27 protein-coding genes, 1 tRNA gene and 1 pseudogene are annotated in these 19,173 nt (G+C 68.5%); 12 read left to right on the forward strand and 17 right to left on the reverse strand.

Translation table 11 applies throughout. The annotated features are described in order from the left end of the window. Positions 1–16 precede the first annotated feature (16 nt). From DY023_RS14615 to DY023_RS14625, 3 genes are all read left to right on the forward strand, one after another. Entirely contained in the window at positions 17–451 is a 435-nt protein-coding gene (locus DY023_RS14615; RefSeq protein ID WP_116243060.1) for a DUF6325 family protein, read from the forward strand. 1 nt (position 452) lies between these two features. Continuing rightward, positions 453–824, forward strand: coding sequence for an SHOCT domain-containing protein (locus DY023_RS14620; protein WP_116243061.1), 372 nt, complete (start codon positions 453–455; stop codon positions 822–824). A gap of 65 nt (positions 825–889) precedes the next feature. Further along, the gene (locus tag DY023_RS14625) at positions 890–1,717 is read left to right on the forward strand and encodes a mechanosensitive ion channel family protein (protein WP_116243062.1); all 828 of its coding nucleotides are present in this window, start codon (positions 890–892) and stop codon (positions 1,715–1,717) included. A 22-nt stretch (positions 1,718–1,739) separates the two neighbouring features. Here DY023_RS14625 and DY023_RS18395 read toward each other — a convergent pair whose 3' ends face one another. The 6 genes and pseudogenes from DY023_RS18395 to DY023_RS14655 all read right to left on the reverse strand — a co-directional run bounded on the left by DY023_RS18395 (position 1,740) and on the right by DY023_RS14655 (position 5,120). Continuing rightward, positions 1,740–1,871 carry a hypothetical protein gene (locus DY023_RS18395; RefSeq protein WP_281271944.1) on the reverse strand — a complete coding sequence of 44 codons (132 nt, stop codon included), beginning with the start codon at positions 1,869–1,871 and terminating at the stop codon, positions 1,740–1,742. Between the two features lie 41 nt (positions 1,872–1,912). Then, positions 1,913–2,011, reverse strand: a pseudogene (locus DY023_RS18300) (hypothetical protein); the annotation flags it as partial. Continuing rightward, a complete protein-coding gene (locus tag DY023_RS18305; protein ID WP_147303311.1) occupies positions 1,969–2,817 on the reverse strand; it encodes a DUF998 domain-containing protein in 849 nt (282 codons plus the stop codon). The pseudogene DY023_RS18300 and the gene DY023_RS18305, both read right to left, overlap by 43 nt. A 366-nt stretch (positions 2,818–3,183) precedes the next feature. Beyond that, a complete protein-coding gene (locus tag DY023_RS18310) occupies positions 3,184–3,621 on the reverse strand; it encodes a ferredoxin reductase domain-containing protein (RefSeq protein WP_245958723.1) in 438 nt (145 codons plus the stop codon). Between the two features lie 495 nt (positions 3,622–4,116). Further along, on the reverse strand, positions 4,117–4,731 hold the full coding sequence (locus DY023_RS14650) for a M23 family metallopeptidase (protein ID WP_116243065.1): 615 nt from the start codon (positions 4,729–4,731) through the stop codon (positions 4,117–4,119). Next, positions 4,728–5,120, reverse strand: coding sequence for a hypothetical protein (locus DY023_RS14655; protein ID WP_116243066.1), 393 nt, complete (start codon positions 5,118–5,120; stop codon positions 4,728–4,730). Before DY023_RS14655 ends, DY023_RS14650 begins: the two co-directional genes overlap by 4 nt. Before the next feature lie 68 nt (positions 5,121–5,188). Here DY023_RS14655 and DY023_RS14660 point away from each other — a divergent pair, with 68 nt between their 5' ends. Further along, positions 5,189–6,031, forward strand: a complete 843-nt coding sequence (locus DY023_RS14660; protein WP_116243067.1) for a transposase — start codon at positions 5,189–5,191, stop codon at positions 6,029–6,031. Between the two features lie 14 nt (positions 6,032–6,045). On the opposite strand, the gene DY023_RS14665 is transcribed toward DY023_RS14660, so the two are convergent. Continuing rightward, positions 6,046–6,828 carry an AraC family transcriptional regulator gene (locus tag DY023_RS14665; protein ID WP_116243068.1) on the reverse strand — a complete coding sequence of 261 codons (783 nt, stop codon included), beginning with the start codon at positions 6,826–6,828 and terminating at the stop codon, positions 6,046–6,048. Positions 6,829–6,915: 87 nt separating this feature from the next. Here DY023_RS14665 and DY023_RS14670 point away from each other — a divergent pair, with 87 nt between their 5' ends. After that, entirely contained in the window at positions 6,916–7,704 is a 789-nt protein-coding gene (locus DY023_RS14670; RefSeq protein WP_116243069.1) for a sulfite exporter TauE/SafE family protein, read from the forward strand. Positions 7,705–7,766: 62 nt separating this feature from the next. Here DY023_RS14670 and DY023_RS18080 read toward each other — a convergent pair whose 3' ends face one another. The 3 genes from DY023_RS18080 to DY023_RS14680 form a co-directional block, all read right to left on the reverse strand. Next, on the reverse strand, positions 7,767–7,937 hold the full coding sequence (locus DY023_RS18080; protein ID WP_181905861.1) for a hypothetical protein: 171 nt from the start codon (positions 7,935–7,937) through the stop codon (positions 7,767–7,769). A 105-nt stretch (positions 7,938–8,042) separates the two neighbouring features. Next, entirely contained in the window at positions 8,043–9,140 is a 1,098-nt protein-coding gene (locus DY023_RS14675) for a fatty acid desaturase family protein (protein ID WP_116243070.1), read from the reverse strand. Positions 9,141–9,163: 23 nt separating this feature from the next. Continuing rightward, positions 9,164–9,787 carry a hypothetical protein gene (locus tag DY023_RS14680; RefSeq protein WP_245958730.1) on the reverse strand — a complete coding sequence of 208 codons (624 nt, stop codon included), beginning with the start codon at positions 9,785–9,787 and terminating at the stop codon, positions 9,164–9,166. A gap of 473 nt (positions 9,788–10,260) precedes the next feature. On the opposite strand from DY023_RS14680, the gene DY023_RS18085 reads away from it, so the two are divergent. Next, entirely contained in the window at positions 10,261–10,425 is a 165-nt protein-coding gene (locus DY023_RS18085; RefSeq protein ID WP_181905862.1) for a hypothetical protein, read from the forward strand. A 6-nt stretch (positions 10,426–10,431) separates the two neighbouring features. On the opposite strand, the gene DY023_RS14685 is transcribed toward DY023_RS18085, so the two are convergent. Next, entirely contained in the window at positions 10,432–11,400 is a 969-nt protein-coding gene (locus DY023_RS14685) for a diacylglycerol/lipid kinase family protein (protein WP_220347327.1), read from the reverse strand. Between DY023_RS14685 and DY023_RS17840 the strand changes: the two genes are divergently transcribed. Further along, complete coding sequence (locus DY023_RS17840) at positions 11,391–12,077, forward strand: hypothetical protein (RefSeq protein ID WP_147303312.1); 687 nt, start codon at positions 11,391–11,393, stop codon at positions 12,075–12,077. The genes DY023_RS14685 and DY023_RS17840 overlap by 10 nt on opposite strands. On the opposite strand, the gene DY023_RS14690 is transcribed toward DY023_RS17840, so the two are convergent. Then, a tRNA-Pro gene (locus tag DY023_RS14690) sits at positions 12,040–12,116 on the reverse strand. The two genes, DY023_RS17840 and DY023_RS14690, sit on opposite strands and share 38 nt — an antisense overlap. Before the next feature lie 120 nt (positions 12,117–12,236). Between DY023_RS14690 and DY023_RS14695 the strand changes: the two genes are divergently transcribed. The 5 genes from DY023_RS14695 to DY023_RS14715 all read left to right on the forward strand — a co-directional run bounded on the left by DY023_RS14695 (position 12,237) and on the right by DY023_RS14715 (position 15,314). Continuing rightward, positions 12,237–12,821, forward strand: a complete 585-nt coding sequence (locus tag DY023_RS14695; RefSeq protein ID WP_116243071.1) for a GNAT family N-acetyltransferase — start codon at positions 12,237–12,239, stop codon at positions 12,819–12,821. A gap of 23 nt (positions 12,822–12,844) precedes the next feature. Then, positions 12,845–13,510: a lysoplasmalogenase family protein gene (locus DY023_RS14700; protein WP_116243072.1), complete on the forward strand. Its 666-nt coding sequence runs from the start codon at positions 12,845–12,847 to the stop codon at positions 13,508–13,510. Further along, complete coding sequence (locus DY023_RS14705) at positions 13,507–13,872, forward strand: RNA-binding S4 domain-containing protein (RefSeq protein WP_116243073.1); 366 nt, start codon at positions 13,507–13,509, stop codon at positions 13,870–13,872. The genes DY023_RS14700 and DY023_RS14705 overlap by 4 nt, the downstream gene beginning before the upstream one ends. A gap of 60 nt (positions 13,873–13,932) precedes the next feature. Continuing rightward, complete coding sequence (locus DY023_RS14710; RefSeq protein WP_116243074.1) at positions 13,933–14,469, forward strand: hypothetical protein; 537 nt, start codon at positions 13,933–13,935, stop codon at positions 14,467–14,469. Positions 14,470–14,708: 239 nt separating this feature from the next. Next, positions 14,709–15,314, forward strand: a complete 606-nt coding sequence (locus DY023_RS14715) for a hypothetical protein (RefSeq protein WP_245958724.1) — start codon at positions 14,709–14,711, stop codon at positions 15,312–15,314. Positions 15,315–15,464: 150 nt separating this feature from the next. Here DY023_RS14715 and DY023_RS14720 read toward each other — a convergent pair whose 3' ends face one another. The 5 genes from DY023_RS14720 to DY023_RS14740 form a co-directional block, all read right to left on the reverse strand. Then, positions 15,465–16,370, reverse strand: a complete 906-nt coding sequence (locus tag DY023_RS14720; protein ID WP_116243075.1) for an NUDIX hydrolase — start codon at positions 16,368–16,370, stop codon at positions 15,465–15,467. Positions 16,371–16,538: 168 nt separating this feature from the next. Further along, on the reverse strand, positions 16,539–17,081 hold the full coding sequence (locus tag DY023_RS14725; RefSeq protein ID WP_116243076.1) for a GrpB family protein: 543 nt from the start codon (positions 17,079–17,081) through the stop codon (positions 16,539–16,541). Positions 17,082–17,115: 34 nt separating this feature from the next. Continuing rightward, positions 17,116–17,586 (reverse strand): GNAT family N-acetyltransferase, encoded by a 471-nt coding sequence (locus DY023_RS14730; RefSeq protein WP_116243077.1) that lies wholly within the window; start codon positions 17,584–17,586, stop codon positions 17,116–17,118. Position 17,587: 1 nt separating this feature from the next. Beyond that, positions 17,588–18,649 (reverse strand): Glu/Leu/Phe/Val dehydrogenase family protein, encoded by a 1,062-nt coding sequence (locus DY023_RS14735; RefSeq protein WP_116243078.1) that lies wholly within the window; start codon positions 18,647–18,649, stop codon positions 17,588–17,590. An 86-nt stretch (positions 18,650–18,735) separates the two neighbouring features. Then, on the reverse strand, positions 18,736–19,173 hold the full coding sequence (locus tag DY023_RS14740) for an HIT family protein (RefSeq protein WP_116243079.1): 438 nt from the start codon (positions 19,171–19,173) through the stop codon (positions 18,736–18,738).

Genomic DNA, 19,173 nt, shown 5'->3' on the forward strand with positions numbered 1-19,173 from the left:
AGGAAAGGAAGAAAGCGTGACTGAATTCCGTTACGGCCCGCTCGAGTACACGCTCGTGGGGTTCGAAGGAGACAAGCCGGACGCGTCGGTGATCGACGCCCTCACGGAGATGCTCGGCACGGGCCTGGTGCGTCTGGTCGATTTCCTGCTCATCTCGAAGTCGGATGCCGGTGAGGTGACCGTCGTCGAGGTGGAGGACGACCCCGACGGACTCGATCTCGGTGACATCGCGCTGGCCGCGTCCGGCATCACCGGCGAGGAGGACATCGCCGAGTTCGCCGAACTGGTGCCGCCGGGCGGCTCCGCCGCGCTGGTGGCTCTGGAGATGACCTATCAGCGCGAACTCGCTCGCCGCTTCGCGGCATCCGGTGGCGTCGTGCTGCGGCACGAGCGCATCCCCGCGCCCGTCGTCAACGCGCTCATCGATCACATCGAGAACGAAGGAGTCTGACATGCCCATGATCCGCAGATTCGGACGCCCGGGCCTCGTCGGCCTCGCCGCCCGCACCGCTGTCGTCGCCGGTACCGCAGGTGCTGTCTCGGGCGCGATGGAGAACCGCCAGCAGCGCAAGGCGCAGGAGCAGTACGAGCAGCAGCAGTACGAGGCTGCCCAGCAGCAGGCGCAGATCGACGCGGCCGCGCAGGCCGCCGCCGCCCAGTACGCGGCACCGGTGCCCGCGGCGCCCGCCGCACCGGCCGCGCCTGCGGCCCCCGACGGCGGCACCGACGTCGTCGCCGAACTGCAGAAGCTCGCCACGCTCAAGCAGCAGGGCCTGCTCAGCGACGCCGAGTTCGACGCCGCCAAGGCGAAGCTGCTCGGCTAGCAGCCACCGCGGAGGTGCGGCCCAGACCGGGCCGCGCCTCCGCATGGCATGAAAGGTGGCACTCCATGCCCGACCTCTCCGCACAGTTCGCCGGTGTCCAGTGGTGGCAGCTGGTAGCCGCCGTGATCATCGTCATCCTCGGATGGATCGCCGCCCATTTCGTGCACAAGGGCATGGCCGCCCTGCTGAACCGGGTGCCGAACATGCCGGAGGGATACGTGCAGCCGGTCGCCCGCGGCGCCGAGTACCTCACGATCGCGTTCGGCATCGGTCTGGCGCTCGCGATCCTCGGCGCGAACATCCAGCCGGTGCTCGCGGTGGTCATCCTCGTCGGCGTCGTCATCGTGCTGGTGCTGCGCGGCACGGCCGACAACTTCGCCTCGAGCGTCATGATCCAGTCGCGACGCACCGTCGAGGTCGGCGACATCGTGCAGGTGGACACCCCGGACGGCGCCATGACCGGCACGGTCACCGAGCTCAACGCCCGCGCGATCATCCTGGTGACCGCGGACGGTGCGACCGTGCACGTGCCCAACTCCAAGCTGCTCTCCGACTCGGTCGTCAACCTCTCCTCGCACGGGAAGGGCCGCAGTCAGGTGCAGGTGCGGATGGAGCGGCGCGACGACGACACCGTCGAGGCGCTGCTCGCGAGGCTCACCGGTGTCGCCGGCACGGCGTCCCCGTCGGTCTCGGACCCCGCGGCCATCGTCCAGGCGGTCTCGCCCGAGCGCGTGATCGCGACGGTGCGGTTCTGGCATCCGCCGGCCGACGGCGTCTCGACCACGTCGGACGTCGTCCGCGCTCTCGCGGACGCGTTCCACGCGGAGAAGCGGGCGGCGACAGTGACCAGCGCAGCTGCGCTGCCGCCGCTCACGCCGCCCGACTCGGTCTGACTCCGCCGGCCGCGACGGCGAGTCAGGCGCTCTTCGGCTCCTCGTGCTCGTCCGGCGCCGGGATCTCGCCCGGGCGATACCTGGGCAGGCAGGATGCCGGGATCGCGGCGAGCAGGCTGATGCCGGCGAGGATGCGTGCCCGATCGCCGTGCACGCCAGTGCGAAGACGAAGGCCTTCGAGATCGGCTGGATGGTGAACGCGACGTCGACGTCGCCCACTTCGTGCACGGTGCCGGTGGCCCCGACCAGGCTCAGACCGAACCACTCCGGATTCGCTCTGGCCAGCGCCGGGATGTAGTCGGCGACGGTGCTCTCGTCATGCCCGGCGTACCGATCATGCGCAGTGCGCAGGAGCTCGTCGACCGGACCGGCAGCGGGCATGTCACCCGTCGATGTGCGCTGCGCGACATCGAGAACGTCGGCTTCGAACATGGTTCTCCCTCGGTCTCCTGCTCCCCTGTGCCCTCCCGGACGCCTTCGTTGTTCCGCGTCCCTCGCGTCCGCCCGCCCACGGCGCGTTCGAAGAGGTGAACCCAGGCGAGGATCGCGCCGAAGGCGACGATCTCGAACACCGTCAGCGTGATCCAGCCCGCGATCAGCAGCCCCATGCCGACGAGGATCGCGGGCGCCGCGATCAGGGTCGCGATCCGCAGCATCCGAGACACCTGCCACAGCCCGACGCGATGCACGATCAGGAGGATCGCGAACGAGAGCACGACGCCGTTGGTCGCGCGATCGTGCGCGAGCGGATCCACCGACAGCGGGAACAGCCCGATGCCGCTCAGGCTGGCGCCGAGGCCGGCCACCGCCAGCGACAGCAGCGCGGGGATCCGGCCCGCGAGAGTCGCCGAAGCGGTCAGGACGGCGCGCAGCGGAACCGCCGAGGCCGCGATGACCATGCCGCTGACGATGAGCCCGCCGTTGAAGAAGCCGCTGGAGAGATCCCCCGTCATGCCGAGACGGCTGAAGTACAGCCGCCACCATCCGTGATCGGGGGTGCCCGCCGCGGACAATGCGATCGACAGGCAGAGCAGGGCCGCCGCGCAGAGCACCCACGTCGGCCGCGGCGCGCGCAGCAGCGGCCGCCGGGTCGTCGTCATCACGAGGATCACAGCGGTGGTTCGGATTCGTCGTCCGGGTGGTGCGACGCGGAACAGCGCATGACCCTATGATCACCTGATCTCGCTGAACGGACAACGCTCGGGAATCCGGGCGACATACGGTGGCGGCTCAGAGGTCCTCCGGGGAGATGTCCCCCTGGCCGTCCTCGCCGAGCTCGGCGTGCATCGAACCGCTGTCCTCCATGGTGTGCTCCTCTCTTCGCACACCACTCTGCGGCCGCTCCACCCCGCGGGCGAGGGGGTTGATGCGCGCCTGTACCGGCGCTCGCCTCGTCTGCCGATCATCGGAGGCGGCGGTCGCCGGCACCGCGGCGGCGCCACCCGAATCTGCTCACGGCCGGCAGCTCAGGCGGCATCCGGCTGCTGTGCCCACAGGTCCGGCCCGAAAACCTCGTAGTGGATGCGCTCACTCGGGATTCCGCGCGACAGCAGGGTCGCGCGCGACGCACGCATGAAGGGCAGCGGGCCGCACATGAAGACTGTGGCGTCGTCCGGTACGTCGACGTCGGCGAGGTCCATGTAGCCGGGCAGTGCCGGATACAGCGTGGGGGCGAGCTCGGCATCCGTCTCGTACCAGTTCTGCGCCCGCGCGTCGTCCATGGCGAGCACCTGACGGCGCAGCGAGGCGTACAGCGCGTGCGTGTCGTGCGCGCGGTCGGCGTGGAACAGGCGCACGGTGCGCCGCGGCCGGCGCCGGGACAGATCCTCGAAGATGGCGGCGACCGGGGTGATCCCGATGCCGGCCGAGACGAGCACGAGCGGCCGCTCGGTGTCGTCGAGCACGACGTCGCCGGAGGCTGCGAGACGTCGAGCACGGTGCCCGGCTGCGCGTTCTCGAACAGCCAGCTGGAGACCTGTCCGTCCGGGGCGCCGTCCACCCCGCGGACACGCTTGATCGTGACGCGCAGCGCATCGCCGCGCGGTCCGGACGAGATCGTGTACTGCCGGGGCTGCCGCGATCCGTCTGGCAGGTCGACGGCGATCGCGACGTACTGACCGGTGCGGTGCGACGGCGTCTCGCCCTCGATCGGCGCGAGCACGAGTGAGAACGCCTCCTCGGCCTCCTCGAGCCGTTCGTCACCGCGCACCGCTGCCGGCTCGTGCTGTCGGACTCCTGACGACGTTCAGTGCGGTGTGCGCGGTCGCCAGTACTCCGGCGGCCCGGCGCTCGGGCGACGCGGTCGGTAGGTCCTCCAGGCCGTGAGGTAGCGGCAACCGCCGTACCCGACGGCGATGCCGGTAGGCCCCACCGTCGGAGGACGGGGCGGGAAGGGGCTTTCAGACGTCGACAACGGTTCCGTTGCGCGGGAGCCCGCCCTGCAGGGTGATCGGGACGGCTTCGGCACGGGCGACGTCGGCGGTGCTGATCGCCTGCACGTGCAGGTGCGGCTCGGTGCTGTTGCCGGAGTTGCCGCAGCGCGCGAGCGGCACCCCGGCGCGCACGATGTCACCGGCGCGGACGTCGATGCTCCCCCGCTGCAGGTGGCACAGTGCGACGACGACGCCTCCGGTCTCGAGCAGGACGTGGTTGCCGGCGAGTGCGACCCACCCTTCGGCGATGCGGCGGCGCTGGGCGAGGGCGTAGCCGACAGACGGGAACCCTCGGTGCGCGCGGTGGTCGGGCTCGTCGTCGTGCACGGCGATCACCCTTCCACCGGCCGGGGCGAGGATCGGGCGCCCGAATCCCGGGAAGTGCTCCGGCGGCTCCGGGCGGAGCAGGGATGCGGTGGTGAATCGGGCAGTGCGCCCCGCGGCGTCCACCGGCACGAAGTCGATCGCGTACGACGTCGCGAACAGCGTCGTGCCATGGCTGGGCACACGATCGGCGGGGCTGTTCTGCACCAGCCAGCGGCCGATGAACGGGTAGGCGAGGTCGACGCTGCGTTCGGTCACGCCGTGCGCGCGGTCGGGAGGGTGCGCAGCGCGAGCGCCTGGCTGGCGGCGAAGATCGCGATGTCGATCGCCACGGCGAACACGGCGACGACGGCGAGGAGCGTTCCCGCGGCAATCGCGCAGAGCGCGACGAGGAGCGCGGCGAGCATGTTCACGCCCATCACGGTGCGCAGCGCGGTGCAGATGCGCAGCCGCGCCAGCATCCAGAGCACGAGGCCCGCCCACAGCACGACCGCGACTCCGGCGGCGACGATGAGCGGCTGCGGAATCGCGACGACCAGCGCGATCGATGACGCGCTCAGCGCAACGGCGCCGCCGAGCAGCGCGCAGTAGATCGCGTCGAGGCGGAGACTCCAGGTGCCGAGCGCACGTCCGTCGATCCGCTTCATACCCGCCAGTATGTCAGCGGCGCCCCGGCGCCGACAGAGCGGATGCCTGGGAGCGTAGGCTCGCGGCCATGGCCGAGTTCACGACGATCGCGAGCGATCTGTACGCCCTCGCTCCGGCTGAGTTCATCGCCGCGCGCAATGCGCGCGCCTCCGATGAGACGGATGCTGCGCTGGCGAAGCGGATCCGCGCGCTCCCGAAGCCCTCAGTCGCCGCGTGGGTGGTGAACGTGTTCGCGCACGAGCGGGCGGACCGGCTCGCGCAGGTGCTGCTGCTCGCGGAGGAGCTGCGCGAGGCGCAGGACGAGCTCGATGCCGCGGCACTCGCGAAGCTGGGACGCGATCGGCGCGCCCTGACCGGCCAGCTCGCCCAGGAGGCCGTGGGGCTGGCCTCCGATCGCGGTGAGCGGGTCACGGCGTCGACGGCGGAGGCCGTGCAGCGGACGATCTCGGCGGCGTTCTTCGATCCGGATGCCGCCGCGGCGGTGGCATCCGGTCGGCTGGTGCGCGATCTGTCCAGCGATCCCGTCGATCTGGAGGTGGTCGTCGGTGGTGGCGCGCCGGCGCCCGCCGCCGTCAAGGAGGTGCCCGCCGACGAGGTGCGCGCCCGGCGCGAGCGCAAGGAGGCCGAGAAGGCGGTACGCGAGGCCGAGAAGGAGCGGGATCGGGCGGAGAAGGAGTTGTCGCGGGCGGCGGCTTCGCGGGCTGAGGCTGAGGAGCGGGTGGAGCGACTCGAGGCGAGGGGCGAGGAGCTGGCCAAGGAGCTCGAGCGGGTGCACGCGGAAGCGGAGAGAGCACGGGCATCCGCCGAGGCGTCGGCTGATCGGCAGAGAGCTGCCGGCGATCGATACACCGAAACGGAGAAGGCGCTTGAGCAGGCCCGCCGCGGAGCGACCGAGAAGGCAGAGCGATAGCCCGGCAGCGGCCATCACGTCGCGGAGGGCGAATCGTTGCGAGTGCTCAGTCGTGACGGGGGCATGCCGAACTCCCGAGCGAACGCGACGGAGAACGCTGCGGGCGATGAATAGCCGAGATCGGTCGCCACCTGGGACACGGAACGATGGCGCAGCATCGGGATGGCGGCGAGCAGCAGCGCGCGAACGCGCCACGCCGCTGGACTCATTCTCACCTCAGCGCTGAAGTGCCGGGTCAGTGTGCGCTCGCTCATGCCGACGGTCCGTGCCCAGGCCGCGTTGCTCACCGACGCATCGGGAGCGGCCAGGAAGGACCGGCACAGGGCGGCGAAGGGTGCCCGGACCGGGAGCGGCACGTGCAACGGCGTCTCCGGCAGCGCCGCGAGCTCATGCAGGATCAGCGCGACGAGCACTCCCTCCCGACCTGCGGCCGAGTACTCCCCCTCTATGTCGGAGGCGGCGAGCAGCAGCTCACGCAGCATCGGCCCCACATCCACCACCCGGCAGGACGCCGGCCACCACGGCACCGCCGCCGGCTCGATGTAGAGACTCGAGGTCTGCACGTCGAGCATGCGCACCTGGTGTCGCGTCCGCGGCGGGATCAGCACGCCACGCTCGCCAGGAACCGTCCACGCGCCGTCATCAGTTTCCACCAGCATCGTCCCGGTGGCTGCGTACAGGAACTGCGCCCGTCGATGCTCATGCCAGCGCAGAAGATACCCAGGCGGGTAGTCGGTGGCGATGGGCAGCACAGGCACACGCAACCCATCCATCGCCTCCAGCGGCACGTTTCGCACGGAACAATGCTATTGGCTGGAACTCGCACTGATGTGCCCATTATTCGAATGCAGGACAGTGTTCCCACCGCTGTACTGAGTTGAGTGATGTTCCTCCTCGTCCTCATCGGCATTCTCACCGGGGTCACCACGGTGCTGTTCGGATTCGGCGGCGGGTTCGTAACCGTGCCGGTGATCGTCTGGGTCGTGGTCCCGAACGGCGGGGACGACGCCGGCCGAGTCGCGGTGGCCACTTCGGCGGTGGTGATGGTCGTGAACGCCGCGATCGCCACGTCCGCCGCCCGTCGCGACGTCCTCGCCCTGCTGCGCGGACGCGGCCGGCTCTTCGCGCTCCTCGCGGGCGGTGGAGCGATGGGGGCGGTGATCACGCTCGGCCTGCCCTCAGAGGTCGCTTCCTGGGGATTCGTGGTCTACCTGGCTGCCACGATCGTGGATGTGCTCGTGCGGCCGGGCTTCCTGCGGCCCTCACGGGCAACTCTCGGCTCGAGGCCGCCGATCCCGGACCTGCTGGGTGCCCCCATCGGCGCCATCGCCGCGCTTCTCGGCGTCGGGGGCAGCGTCATGACCGTTCCCCTGCTGCGGCGCTCAGGACTTCCGATGGGCGTCGCCGCCACACTGGCCAACCCGCTGACGCTCGCCATCAGCATCCCTGCAACCGTCGTCTTCCTCACCGCCAACGGCCACACTTCATCCGGCGGCGTGCTGATGATCGGCGTCGTGGATGCGGGCGCCGCCGGACTTCTGCTGCTGGGCGCTGTGCCGGCCATCGTGCTGCTGCGTCGCTGGCCGCCACGCATCCCTGATCGCGTCCATGCTTGGGCCTACCTGGCTCTGCTCCTCGCCGCGGCGCTCGCGATGGTCGCGCGGATCGCTTGAGCGGGAGGATCCTCCGCAGGCAGCTGTCTCGATCGATTGACAACGATCGCGGTAGACCGAGCCTAGCCATCGAACTGCCGGTGGCGTGTCCGGGGGATCGAACCTGCGGTCGCGGCGCCAAGGAACTGATGCCGACGAGCGACCTCAAAGCCATGTTTGAACGACAGCTTCAGGATGGCGGCGCCGATCCGGCGACCATCAGCAGGAAACGCCATCGTCTCGGCATGACGCATGCCGATGGAGACGACGAACCCGTCGCGCGGGTTGCGCAGCGCCTGCTCGGCTCAGGGTCGACCAGGTGGGCGAGCGCGTCCTCTCACTGCGGCTTCGGAGCTCAGTCAGTTCGTGGTGAGGTGTGCGCGTTGTTCGATGAGCGGGCAGGTGAAGACGTCCCGTTCTCCGAGTCCGACGCGGTTGATGTATCTGATGACGATTGCGTAGGAGGCGAACAGTCCGGTCTCGGTGTACGGCACGTCGTGGGCATGGCAGTAGTCCGCGATGATCGGCGCCGCGCGGCGCAGGTGCGGGCGGGGCATCGAGGGGAACAAATGATGCTCGATCTGGTAGTTCAGCCCGCCCATGGCGATGTCGAGGAACCGGGCGCCTCGGATGTTCCTGCTCATCATCACCTGCCGCCGCAGGAAGTCCAGCTTCATCTCACGTGGTACGACGGGCATTCCTTTGTGGTTGGGCGCGAAGGACACGCCCATGTAGAACCCGAACAGCCCCAGCTGCACCGCCAGGAAGACGAAGGCGATTCCCGGCGAGAGCACGATGAACACCAGCACCAGGTAGCCGCCCATCCTCAGCGCGAGGAACGTGATCTCCACCCAGCGCCGCTCCAGGCGTCCGCGGGCGAAGACACGGCGCACGCTCGACGCGTGAAGCGAGATCCCTTCGAAGAACAGGATCGGGAAGAACAGCAGCCCCTGATGCGCACGCAGCCATGTGATCGCCGGGTTGTGCTGACGGGCCGCGGTCTCAGCAGTGACGGCGATGACGGGCAGCTCGATGTCGGGATCGGATCCGAGCTTGTTGGGATTGGCATGGTGCCTTGTGTGCTTGTGCTGCCACCATCCGTAGCTCATGCCGACCAGCAAGTCACCGAGGACCAGGCTGATCCAATCGTTCCAGCGGCCGGACACGAAGATCTGTCGATGCGCGGCGTCGTGGCCGAGGAACGCGATCTGTGTGAAGACGATGGCGAGGACCGCGGCGGTGAAGAGCTGCCACCAGGTGTCCCCGATCCACACGAAGGCGCCGAGGCAGATGGCGAGCACGAGTGGTGCGCCGACGAGTTTCGACCAGTAGTAGCCGTAGCGCCGGCGCAGCAGCCCGCGGGCGCGGATCTGCTGGGCCAGCTCGGTGAACGTGCTCGATCCGCGCGTCCCGCTTTCGCGGGGTCGCGTGCGGATCGTCGGACGGATGCCGTCCATGATGGCTTCTCTCCGGCGTCGTCCTAAGTGCGGACGGCGCCTCCTTCTTCGAACCAATCGGCGATGCGCGCGTCGTCATCGGACGGAGCCTCAACCGAGCGACTCGCGAAAGTGATGGAATCGGCGAGGGCGGCGACGGCCGCCGCGCGCTCCTGTTCGCGGTCCGAGGCGTCCTGGTACCGATGGGCTGCGATCATCCGCTCGGATTGAAGGCCGGCGCTGATCTCGGCGAGCAGAGTGGCGAGCACCGCGCCGAGCCCGTCCCGGAGTTCCTCCAGGTTGGTATTCGCGATCTCAAGTCGCCGATCAGCGACGTGCAGTTCGACGGTCGGGAATCCGTTCGCTGCCAGGTACGCGCGCGTCTCGTTTCCTTGGATCGCCGCGACCTCGTCTCGATCCGTCTTGCGCGTGAACACCGCTTCCACGGTGTAGCGGTCCGGCGCCTCGTCTGTGAGAAGCGTCGCCGGGAGCGAGCCGACGAGGACGGATCCCAGTCCCAGCAGTCCAGGGTCTTTCCCTGCGATCTTCACTTGTGTGTTCATGAACCGACGGTACGCCTCGAACATGTGTGCGCTCACAGGCAGCATTACCGGCGGGAGATGTCGAAGAGCCCTCACCGGATCGCGCGCGTCCCCATTGACCGTCATCACGGTGAGAGCTCTCACTCCACAATGAGCCACCAGATCCTCGCGAGAATCGGTGGCTCATTCGCGACACTACACCGGTCGCTGCTTCGCCGATAGTCTTTCTCTCAGCCGCGCTCATCAGGGCGCTGCGAGGCGATGTGTTTCGGTTTTGACGCCCGTACCCGATCTTCGAGATCCGCGCGCGCCGCGGTCTCCGCGGTTGCCGAGTACGGATGCCAGTGCAACCCCACGGCACGATCCCAGCTGGTGTCCCCCTCACTGGGGGCGCGCGGACGGCGCTCGACTCCGCCGTCGCTCGTGTGTGTGGTCGCTTCGCGGTCGGCATCCTCTTCAGGCAAACTCTTACTGTTCATTTGCTGACCGTACGCGTCCGACATGTACGCGCTCACAGGTTCGAGACGGGCGGAGACCCTCTTGCCGTGAATCTGTCCGGTTCTCGCCGTTCGCCTGGGATGACGCGTACAGTGGGGACCATGTGGACAGTACTCGTGATCCTGCTTGTGGCATGGGTGGTGCTGTCAGTCGTCGGATTCGTTTTCCAGGGTCTGCTGTGGCTGGCCATCATCGGAATCGTGCTCTTCGTCGGCACGCTCATCTTCGGAATCCTCCGTCAACGGGCCAAGCGCACGGCAGCCTGAGTCTCGTCAGGCAGCATCTGCCAGAGTGCAGATGTCGAGAGCTGCTGCTCTGACGGTGATCCGCGCGCGCTTGACCAGCCCGAAACTATCGCCGTCCAGTTCGATCCCCCGCGGAGTCTCGAACCGGGCGTCGAACCGCGTGCCTTGCGCGTACTCCAGCGCCCTCAGGTCCGGTGCGAGGCCGAGCATGTTCCGTCCGAACCGAGATCGGCCCGCGAGGCCGTGAAGGGTCAGGCGGGTTCCGATCCCCGCCCACCCCAGTCGACCCTTCGGACGGAACATCACCACATCCAACAGTCCGTCATCGACCTTCGCATTCGGGATCAACAGCATGTTGCCCGTAAGAGTCCCGCAGTTGCCGACGATCACCGTATGCGCACGCGTCGACCGCACATGTCCAGCGTCGACGCGATAGTCCAGCTGGAACAGACGGTTCGCGATGACCGATCGTGCAATCGGCGCCACATACGCCATCCATCCCAGGCGTTTCTTCGCCAGCACGGTCGTGTTCTCAGCCATCTCCGCATCGAGTCCGATACCGGCCATGACCAGGAACAGATGCGTGCGCCGCTCTCCGGTCTCCTTCTCGAGCTCGACCACGCCGACGTCTATCGCTCTGGTCGCTCCCGAGAACGCCGCAGCGACTGCGTCATCGACGTCATTCAACGGAAGTCCGAGGTTTCGGGCCAGGAGATTCCCGGTTCCGGCGGGCAGCAGCGCCATCGGCGTACCAGTCCCGTGCACAACCTCGGCGACCGTCCGCACGGTGCCGTCTCCGCCGGCGACGATCATCAACGTCGGGTCGCCGGCAAGCGCGTCCTCGGCAGCACGAACCCCGGAATCCTCGCTGCTCGTCTCATACCAGCGAGACGGCTCCCAGCCGTGCGCACGCTCCTGCTCGCCAACGGCGCGGCGGATCTGGTCAAGAGGCACTTTGACCGGGTTGTACACGACCGCCGCACGCTGTGTCCGCATCCCCCGAGCGTACGCGCGCAGACAGTGAACAGGATCAATCAGTAGCCGACCCGGAACTCAACCACAGCAACAAGATGAGCGGAATCCAATGTCTCCGCCTTGAGCCGTCTCCTCAGGCGTTGACGCCCCCAAGAAGAAACAGCTGGGCGACGCAATGGAAGCACAATGAGGAACGAGGCGGGAGCGTCGGACGCGCCAAGCTCGGCTACCTCAATGTGCGCAAGGACTTCGACGGACGTCTGGTCAACACCATCGATGTCGATCCGGCCCGTGCACCGCTGACTATTCGGGCGTTCGAACAGTACGCGACCAACCAGCGGGGCGTCGACGAGGCGTACGCCTTCGTCTATCTGCTCGAAGACCCGGGCGCGCTCTACATGCAGCTGCCCGACAACATCCCCCGCCAACTTCGCTCAGCGTTCTTCAGCCGATTGGATGTCCGTGTCACCGATCGCAACGTCACGGTCGACTCGCAACGCACTGAACTCAACGAAGTCCTACATGACTGGCGCACGCACAATCGGCTCAGCGCCCAGACCCACGCCCACCAAAACGAAGAGAGCCTCCCGCGATCTCGCGGAAGGCTCTCTTCAGACCTGTACCGGCTTACTCAGTCCAAAGGTTCGAATAAGCCTGTAGTGGTCGGGCTGACAGGATTTGAACCTGCGACCCCTTGACCCCCAGTCAAGTGCGCTACCAAGCTGCGCCACAGCCCGTGGACGACCGCGCTTCCGCGCGGGCAACTCCATTATCCTAGCCGACCCGAACGGCCATCGCGAACCACCGCCGGCCCGGGCGTGGTGGCCGATGTCCGTGACCCGGCGTAGCGTGCTGACATGGTCACGATCACGACAGAACGCGCGACGGTCGAACGGTGGGACGACGTGCAGCACTCGCTCACGGGTGGCGGCGACGGAGCATCCTGTCAGTGCATCTGGCCGATGCTGCGCAACAAGGACTGGAACGCGACGAACCTCGATCAGCGCCGCGACATGCTCCACGACGAGATCGCCGACGGCCCGCCGCCCGGCATCGTCGCCTATGTGGACGGTGAGGCGGCCGGGTGGATCCGTATCGGCCCGCGCACTCGTCAGGTGCGCCTGGCCCACACGAAGGCGATCGTCGCCGCGACATCCGAGCCGTTCGACGATGACAGCGTCTGGGCGGTGAGCTGCTTCGTCGTGCGCCGCGAGCACCGCAACAAGGGCGTGAACGCCGCACTGCTCGACGCGGCCGTTACCTACGCTCAGGAATCCGGCGCCCGACTGGTCGAGGCGTACCCGGTCGACACCGACGGAGCGAAGGGACGCAGCAACGACCTCTTCCACGGCGTGCTGACGACGTTCCTCGACGCAGGATTCCACCAGGTAGGTGAGCTGAAACCCGGCCGCCCGCTGGTCACGCGCGAATTCTCGCACTGACGGCACGGCAATACGATGGAAGGATGCCGCGACGCACCGCCGCCCGCCTGCTGATCTGGGTGCCCTACATCGCTCTCTCCGTCATCCACGTGATCGCGCTGGCGACGGAGAGCGACCTCGCCGCTCCGACGAAGATGACGCTGATGCCTCTTCTCGCACTGCCCGTGGTGTTCGAGGCCCCGCGGCTGCGCCCGCGAGCGGTGCTGGCGCTTCTGCTTGCGGCTCTGCTGTTCTCATGGTTCGGTGACGAGGCCGGCACCTTCTTCCCGTGGGGGCCGGAGCTGCCGCTGATGCTGCTGTTCTTCGGCATCGCGCACCTGGCATACATCGTGTTGTTCGCGAAGTACTTGGGAGCCCGTCGCACCCCGTGGTGGACCTCGATCTACGCGGTCTGGTGGGTCGGGATGCTCGTGATCCTCGGCTCGTCGATCGGCGCGCTCATCTTCGCGGTCGCGGCCTACGGACTGGTGCTCGCCGGGACGGCGACGACGGCGGCGCGATGCCATCCGCTGATCGCCGTCGGCGGAGTGTTCTTCCTCACCAGCGACTCGATCCTCGCGTTCCGGCTCTTCCTGCCCGACGCCATGCCGCAGTGGACGAGTCCTGCAGTCATGTTGACTTACACGCTCGGGCAGGGTCTGATCATCGCCGGCGCACTCATCGCCGCGCGTTCGAAGGAGTCGCGATGAGCGAGGGCACAGCGCGGGTCGACAGCTGGCTGTGGGCAGTCCGGATCTACAAGACCCGTTCAGCGGCGACGACCGCATGCCGCGCGGGGCATGTCCGTGTGAACGGCGACAAGGTCAAGGCCGCCCAGTCCGTCAAGCCGGGTGATGAGCTGCGCGTTCGGATCTCCGGGTTCGACCGCATCCTGGTGGTGCGACAGACGCTGACGAAGCGCGTTGGCGCACCGCTCGCTGCTGCCGCGTATGACGACCGCACTCCCCCGCGCGAGCCGATGGCGATGAACGCCGTTCGCGATCGTGGTGCGGGGCGCCCGACCAAGCGGGAGAGGCGTGACATCGATCGGTTGCGCGGGCGGGACTCCTGAACTGAACCACCCTGTGGATAACTTCCGAGGCGATTTCGGCATCTCCGTTACCGTAGCCGGGTGACGTCCTCTCGCATCCTCCCCGTCCTCGCCACCGCCGTGCTCGCCCTCGGTCTGCTTGCAGGATGCACCCCCGCGCCCGAGCCGAAGCCGACGAAGACGGCGGCGTTCGCGTCGGACGAGGAGGCGTTCGCCGCGGCTGAGGAGACGTACGAGGCGTACATCGGCGCACTCAATCAAACGGATCTCGCGGATACCGACACATTCGGACCAGTGTTCACCCTTCTTCGTAACCCTGCTCTCGCGTCAGAGAAGAAAGGCTTGAGCACGTACCACGCCGAGCATTTGACGCGCACGGGCGATTCATCATTCACTTCGTTCACTCCCCTCAGCTTCGATGGGGAGAAGGTGCTCGCGAACCTGTGCCTCGACGTTTCTGCTGTGGAGATGACGCGCGAGAGTGGCGAGTCAATCGTCCCGGATGACCGTCTCAACGTAAAGCCTCTCGAAGTTACCTTCGTAGAGGCGGACACGTCTACTGGGCTAGCCATCAGTTCAAATATTCGCGCTGAGGGTTTCCAATGCGACCAGCCGTGATCACTTGCGCAAGCGCGCTAATTCTGACGGCTCTCCTTCTGCCTCAAGCTGCCTCTGCCAACGGGACGCCTCCTCAAGAGGGAGGCGGCGTCAGTTGGGCTACGCATGATGACGGCCGGCCAGGGATCGACGTCACGGGCAAGAAGACGAAGCCAGGCTCAGACGGATCCGAATCAGGCAGCGATCAAGCCGATGGCGACCGCAGCGGCGCTGTCGACGCGAGCGGCCCCCAGTTCCCGGTGTTCCCGGAGGAGTCCTGGGAGAAGTGCGACGACGAGATTCCCACGTGGCGCGGCTGCTACCTCCCGATCGAGGACGACGCTGATCCCACAGACCAGCCGCCGGCAAGCACTCCCGGCATCCCCGCCATCACGATCACCGACCTCGCCAGCTTCGCTCCCGAGGCCGCAACCCTCACCGGCGAACCCGAGAACCTCGGCGTCGTGGGTCTGCCCACGAACATGGTCGCCGACGCCGGCGTCCACACCGAGACCGGCACGTTGTTCAGCTTTCCGATCGCCGTCCGGTTCACGCCAGCCACCTACACCTTCGTCAACGGCGACAACACCACCACCAAGGCCACGACCGGCGGAGCCAGCTGGGCCGACCTCCGCCAGGCTCAGTTCACGCCCACCGCCACCAGCCACACGTACACAGCCCGCGGCACCTATGCGGCCCGCGTCGACATCGCCTACACGGCCGAGATCGACCTCGGCACCGGTTGGTTCCCCATCACAGGCACTCTGACCACGACCGGGGCCGATCAGCAGATCCGCATCTTCGAGGCGCACACGGCGCTGGTCGCCCACACCTGCAACGAAACCCCCACGGCACCCGGCTGCTGAGGCACCGCGGCGAGAACGCCCTTCGTCTCGCTTCGCTCGCTCAGGACCCGGAAACCAGAACCACGGAGACGTCCTTCGTCTCGCTCCGCTCGCTCAGGACCCGGAAGCGTCAACACCCCGAAAGCATCAGGACCCGGCAGGTGACGGGCGTCAGGACGCGGGGAGCTGCGCGAGCAGCCAGCCCGCCGACGCGACATCGGCACCTGCGGCTTCCGCCCGCTCCCGCAGCCCGCGGTCACTCGTCACGACCTTCACCGTCCTGCCCTCCCCGACGAGTCGCACCGCCTCAGCCACGATCGCATCATCGCCGCTCCCCTGCGCCCGCACGACCTCGACACCGCCAACCTCGGCCATCCCTCGGGCCTGGCCCTCGACCACGAAAGACACCTCGGGGTGCCAGCGGTCCGCCGACAGCCCCAGCTCCGCGGCCGCCACACCAGCCGTCGCCCACGCCGACACCCGGGCATACAGCCGCGCCGCCGCGCCGGCACGGTCCTTCCACCATCCGTCGGGCACGGAACCCACGACGTTCGCCGCATCGACCACGATCGCCGGACGCAGCGACAGCAGCGCCGAAAGACGCCCCCAGGAGTCCGCGAACCCCGGATGCAGCGCGCGCTGCGCCACCTCTGCCACCTGGACCCACTCCAGCGCCACGCTCTCGGGGTCGCTGATCACGGGGTCGAACGGCTCCACGACATCCGCGACCACCGTCGTGTACGTCCAGATCGAGAGATCGAGCACATCCGAGAACCGCGGACGCAGTGCCCCTTCGGGGATGCCCGCCTCCTCGCGCGCCTCACGCAGCGCACCGTCCAGCGCCGACTCGTCCTGATGCCGCGCACCGCCGGGTATCCCCCACGTGCCGCCGAAATGACTCCACCCGACCCGGTGTTGCAGCAGCACTCCGCGCTCTGCGTCGACAGCGAGCACACCGGCCGCACCGAACCGGCCCCAGTACCGCTCCCCCGAGTCAGCCACGACCCAGGCATCACCTGGGTTGAGGGGCCCCAGCGGCCGTCGCGGTTCGCCGGGCTCGGGAGGAACGATCGTCACCCGTCCAGCCTTTCACAGCCTGCGCGGCGCAGTGCGCTCCGCGACGCCCGATGACCTGACCGCCGCGTCCTGAACGAGGCTGTATCCCAGCGCCGCTTCGGCGATCTCCGTCTCCCGGTTCGCCCCGGCGCCGATCCCGCGCACCTCCCGCGCGACCCGGGCGCCGCTTCAAACGGCCGTGTTCAGCGCATACAGCCTGCGCTTCTCATCCTCGGTCAACGACGACACCGCGAGTACGTCCTGCAGCACATCGGACTTCCCCGCGATGTACCTGTCGATGTCCATCGACGGATCAGCCGACAGCTCCGCCTTCACAGCCGCGTACCGGTCCCGCAGTCCGGCATCCGCGCGCAGCGCATCCCGCACGGCGACGTGCGCACGCACCTGCAGCGTCCCGTCGACGCACAGATACACGTGCCGGGCGAGCCCATCGTCGGGGGCGAAGAACGCCTCGCGATCGACGAGCCCGAGATCTCCCCGATGCACGTAGCCCGCCGCTTCCAGTGCACCGACGGCCGCGGGAACGTCCTCTCGTCGCACGATCACGTCGACGTCGATGATCGGCTTGGCGACAAGCCCTGGCACCGAGGTCGAGCCGACATGCTCGATTCCGACGACGGGTACGCCCGTCAGCGCTGTCTGGAGCTCGGCAGCGATCCTGTCGAAGAGTCCGGGCCATTCCGGCGAGTACGGCGTCACGATCACCGCCATGGAGTCAGTCCCTGCGCCGCTCGTCCCTGCTTCTTCATCGCTTCTCCTCCGGCGACGCGGCCCCCGCCGTGGGCGTGAACCGCAGCAGATTCGTCTCTCGCGGCACGAACCCCACCGACTCGTACAGTCTCAGCGCCGACTCGCGCGACGGGCGCGAGGTCAGGTCGAGCGTCCGCAGCCCGCGTTCCGTGGCGAGCTCGGTCATGCGCGTCAGCAGCATCCGGGCGATGCCGCGCCCGCGCATCGCCCCGTCGACGGCGACGTCCTCGACATGCCCGCGCAGTCCAGACGGCAGGGGCAGCGAGACGAACGTCGCCATGCCGACGATCCGTCCGTCGGCCCGGGCGACGAGTATCTCGGTCGCGTCGTGCGCGACGATCGCGTCGAACCGTCCGCGGTCGAAGGTCGCCGTGGCCGAAAGCTGCGCGAGCAGAGAGGCGAGATCCTCGGCATCCGGATCCCGGATCTCCCTGAGGACCTCGACCTCGATGCCCGCGCCGCCCATGTCAGACCGACGCCCCGGCGCGCAGCCGCGACGCCGCGAGCTCCTCCGCCGCCGCGAGCGGGGTGATGCCGCGCAACTCGGCGTCGTCCAGGATGCCGCGGACCGTGTCGCCGATGCCGGCCACTCGGGCCATGATCTCCTCGCTGGTGCCGAGCTGCTTCGCCTCGAGGTCGAGATAGATCACGCCGCCCGCGTTCACGACGAAGTCCGGCGCGTACAGGATGCCGCGCCCCGCGAGCCGGTCCGCTCCGGAGTGGTCGGCCAGGGGGTTGTTCGCCGGCCCGCAGACCGCCTTCACGTCGAGCGCATCGATCACGTCGTCGGTGAGGATGCCGCCGATTCCAGCAGGCACGAACACGTCGCCAGGCACGAGGTGCTCGGTGCCGGGCTCCGCCCAGGTCGCACCGATCGACGCCGCGAACTCGCGGCGCGCGGGGTTGATGTCGGTGACGGTCAGCACCGCGCCCTCGCCGGCCAACCGCTGCGCGAGCCGCCCGCCGACCTGCCCGAGGCCCGAGATCGTCACGCGGCGCCCCGACGCCGACGCCGAGCCGGTCAGCTTCGACAGCACCGCCTGCAGAGAGGCGTACACGCCGAGGCTGGTCGGTCCCGCGGGCTCACCCGAACCGCCGACGGTCGAGGGCAGACCGACCACGTGCGCGGTGCGCTCGCTCACCGTCAGCATGTCGTCGGTCGTCGAGCCGACGTCCTCCGCCGTGCGGTAGGCGCCGCCGAGCAGCTCGACGGCGTCGCCGAGATCGAGGAAGGCCGCACGACGGCGATCCGCATCCAGCACGGTCCCCGGCGGAAGGCCGATGACGGACTTGCCACCACCGGCATCCAGGCCCGCCGCGGCGTTCTTCAGCGTCATCGCGGCCGACAGCCGCAGCGCGTCGCCGAGGGCGTCGCTCCAGTGCGGATAGGTCCACAGCCGTGCGCCGCCGAGGGCGGAGCCGAGCACCGACGAGTGCAGCGCGACGGCGATGAACAGCCCGCTCCGCGGCCCGGTGATCACCTCCACGTGTTCGTGGGTGAAGTCTGGCAGGGGCAGGGTGTGCGTCATCGCATCCTCTTTCGGCGGGCCTCGTGGGCGCAGTCAGGCGGATGCCGGGAGTGGTGGCATCCACCTGCCATCGTAGGCGTTCCGCCTCAGCCGCGGTCCATCGCGAGCGCGCGTCTGATCACCTCGGCGTCAGCGTCGAGCAGGGCGCGCTCGCGCTCCGGCGCATGGTGCGTCAGGTCGGACCATCCGTCGCCCGCCGTCCTCGGGATGACATGCAGATGAACGTGGAACACGGACTGATTCGCCGCTTCACCATCGCACAGCAGCAGGTTGATCCCGTCGCAGGGAATGCCGGAGCGCCGCAGCGCGCGGGCGAGCTCCCGCCCGGTCTCCCAGACGCGCACCCCGTCGGCGGCATCGAGATCCTCGAGCCCGACGGCATGCGCGCGGGGAACGACGAGCAGGTGCCCGCGCGTGACCGGGAACCTGTCCATGAAGGCGACGACCGTCTCGTCCACGTAGACGATGCTCGCCGCCTCCTGTCCGCGCACGATCGCGCAGAAGACACAGGTCCCGTCGGTCAT

Origin of the sequence: Microbacterium bovistercoris (assembly GCF_003387575.1) — a bacterium.
In the GTDB taxonomy this organism is placed as follows: Bacteria; Actinomycetota; Actinomycetes; order Actinomycetales; family Microbacteriaceae; genus Microbacterium; species Microbacterium bovistercoris.

Coding starts and splice junctions, on each gene's coding strand:
- DY023_RS18305 (WP_147303311.1), bottom strand. CDS start 2,817: ATGACGACGACCCGGCGGCCGCTGCTGCGCGCGCCGCGGCCGACGTGG.
- DY023_RS14725 (WP_116243076.1), bottom strand. CDS start 17,081: ATGGCGGTGATCGTGACGCCGTACTCGCCGGAATGGCCCGGACTCTTC.
- DY023_RS14655 (WP_116243066.1), bottom strand. CDS start 5,120: ATGAAGCGGATCGACGGACGTGCGCTCGGCACCTGGAGTCTCCGCCTC.
- DY023_RS18085 (WP_181905862.1), top strand. CDS start 10,261: ATGTGGACAGTACTCGTGATCCTGCTTGTGGCATGGGTGGTGCTGTCA.
- DY023_RS14735 (WP_116243078.1), bottom strand. CDS start 18,649: ATGACGCACACCCTGCCCCTGCCAGACTTCACCCACGAACACGTGGAG.
- DY023_RS14670 (WP_116243069.1), top strand. CDS start 6,916: ATGTTCCTCCTCGTCCTCATCGGCATTCTCACCGGGGTCACCACGGTG.
- DY023_RS14625 (WP_116243062.1), top strand. CDS start 890: ATGCCCGACCTCTCCGCACAGTTCGCCGGTGTCCAGTGGTGGCAGCTG.
- DY023_RS14730 (WP_116243077.1), bottom strand. CDS start 17,586: ATGGGCGGCGCGGGCATCGAGGTCGAGGTCCTCAGGGAGATCCGGGAT.
- DY023_RS18080 (WP_181905861.1), bottom strand. CDS start 7,937: ATGCGTCATGCCGAGACGATGGCGTTTCCTGCTGATGGTCGCCGGATC.
- DY023_RS14740 (WP_116243079.1), bottom strand. CDS start 19,173: ATGACCGACGGGACCTGTGTCTTCTGCGCGATCGTGCGCGGACAGGAG.
- DY023_RS14695 (WP_116243071.1), top strand. CDS start 12,237: ATGGTCACGATCACGACAGAACGCGCGACGGTCGAACGGTGGGACGAC.
- DY023_RS14680 (WP_245958730.1), bottom strand. CDS start 9,787: ATGACGGTCAATGGGGACGCGCGCGATCCGGTGAGGGCTCTTCGACAT.
- DY023_RS14705 (WP_116243073.1), top strand. CDS start 13,507: ATGAGCGAGGGCACAGCGCGGGTCGACAGCTGGCTGTGGGCAGTCCGG.
- DY023_RS14620 (WP_116243061.1), top strand. CDS start 453: ATGCCCATGATCCGCAGATTCGGACGCCCGGGCCTCGTCGGCCTCGCC.
- DY023_RS14700 (WP_116243072.1), top strand. CDS start 12,845: ATGCCGCGACGCACCGCCGCCCGCCTGCTGATCTGGGTGCCCTACATC.
- DY023_RS14685 (WP_220347327.1), bottom strand. CDS start 11,400: ATGCGGACACAGCGTGCGGCGGTCGTGTACAACCCGGTCAAAGTGCCT.
- DY023_RS14675 (WP_116243070.1), bottom strand. CDS start 9,140: ATGGACGGCATCCGTCCGACGATCCGCACGCGACCCCGCGAAAGCGGG.
- DY023_RS14660 (WP_116243067.1), top strand. CDS start 5,189: ATGGCCGAGTTCACGACGATCGCGAGCGATCTGTACGCCCTCGCTCCG.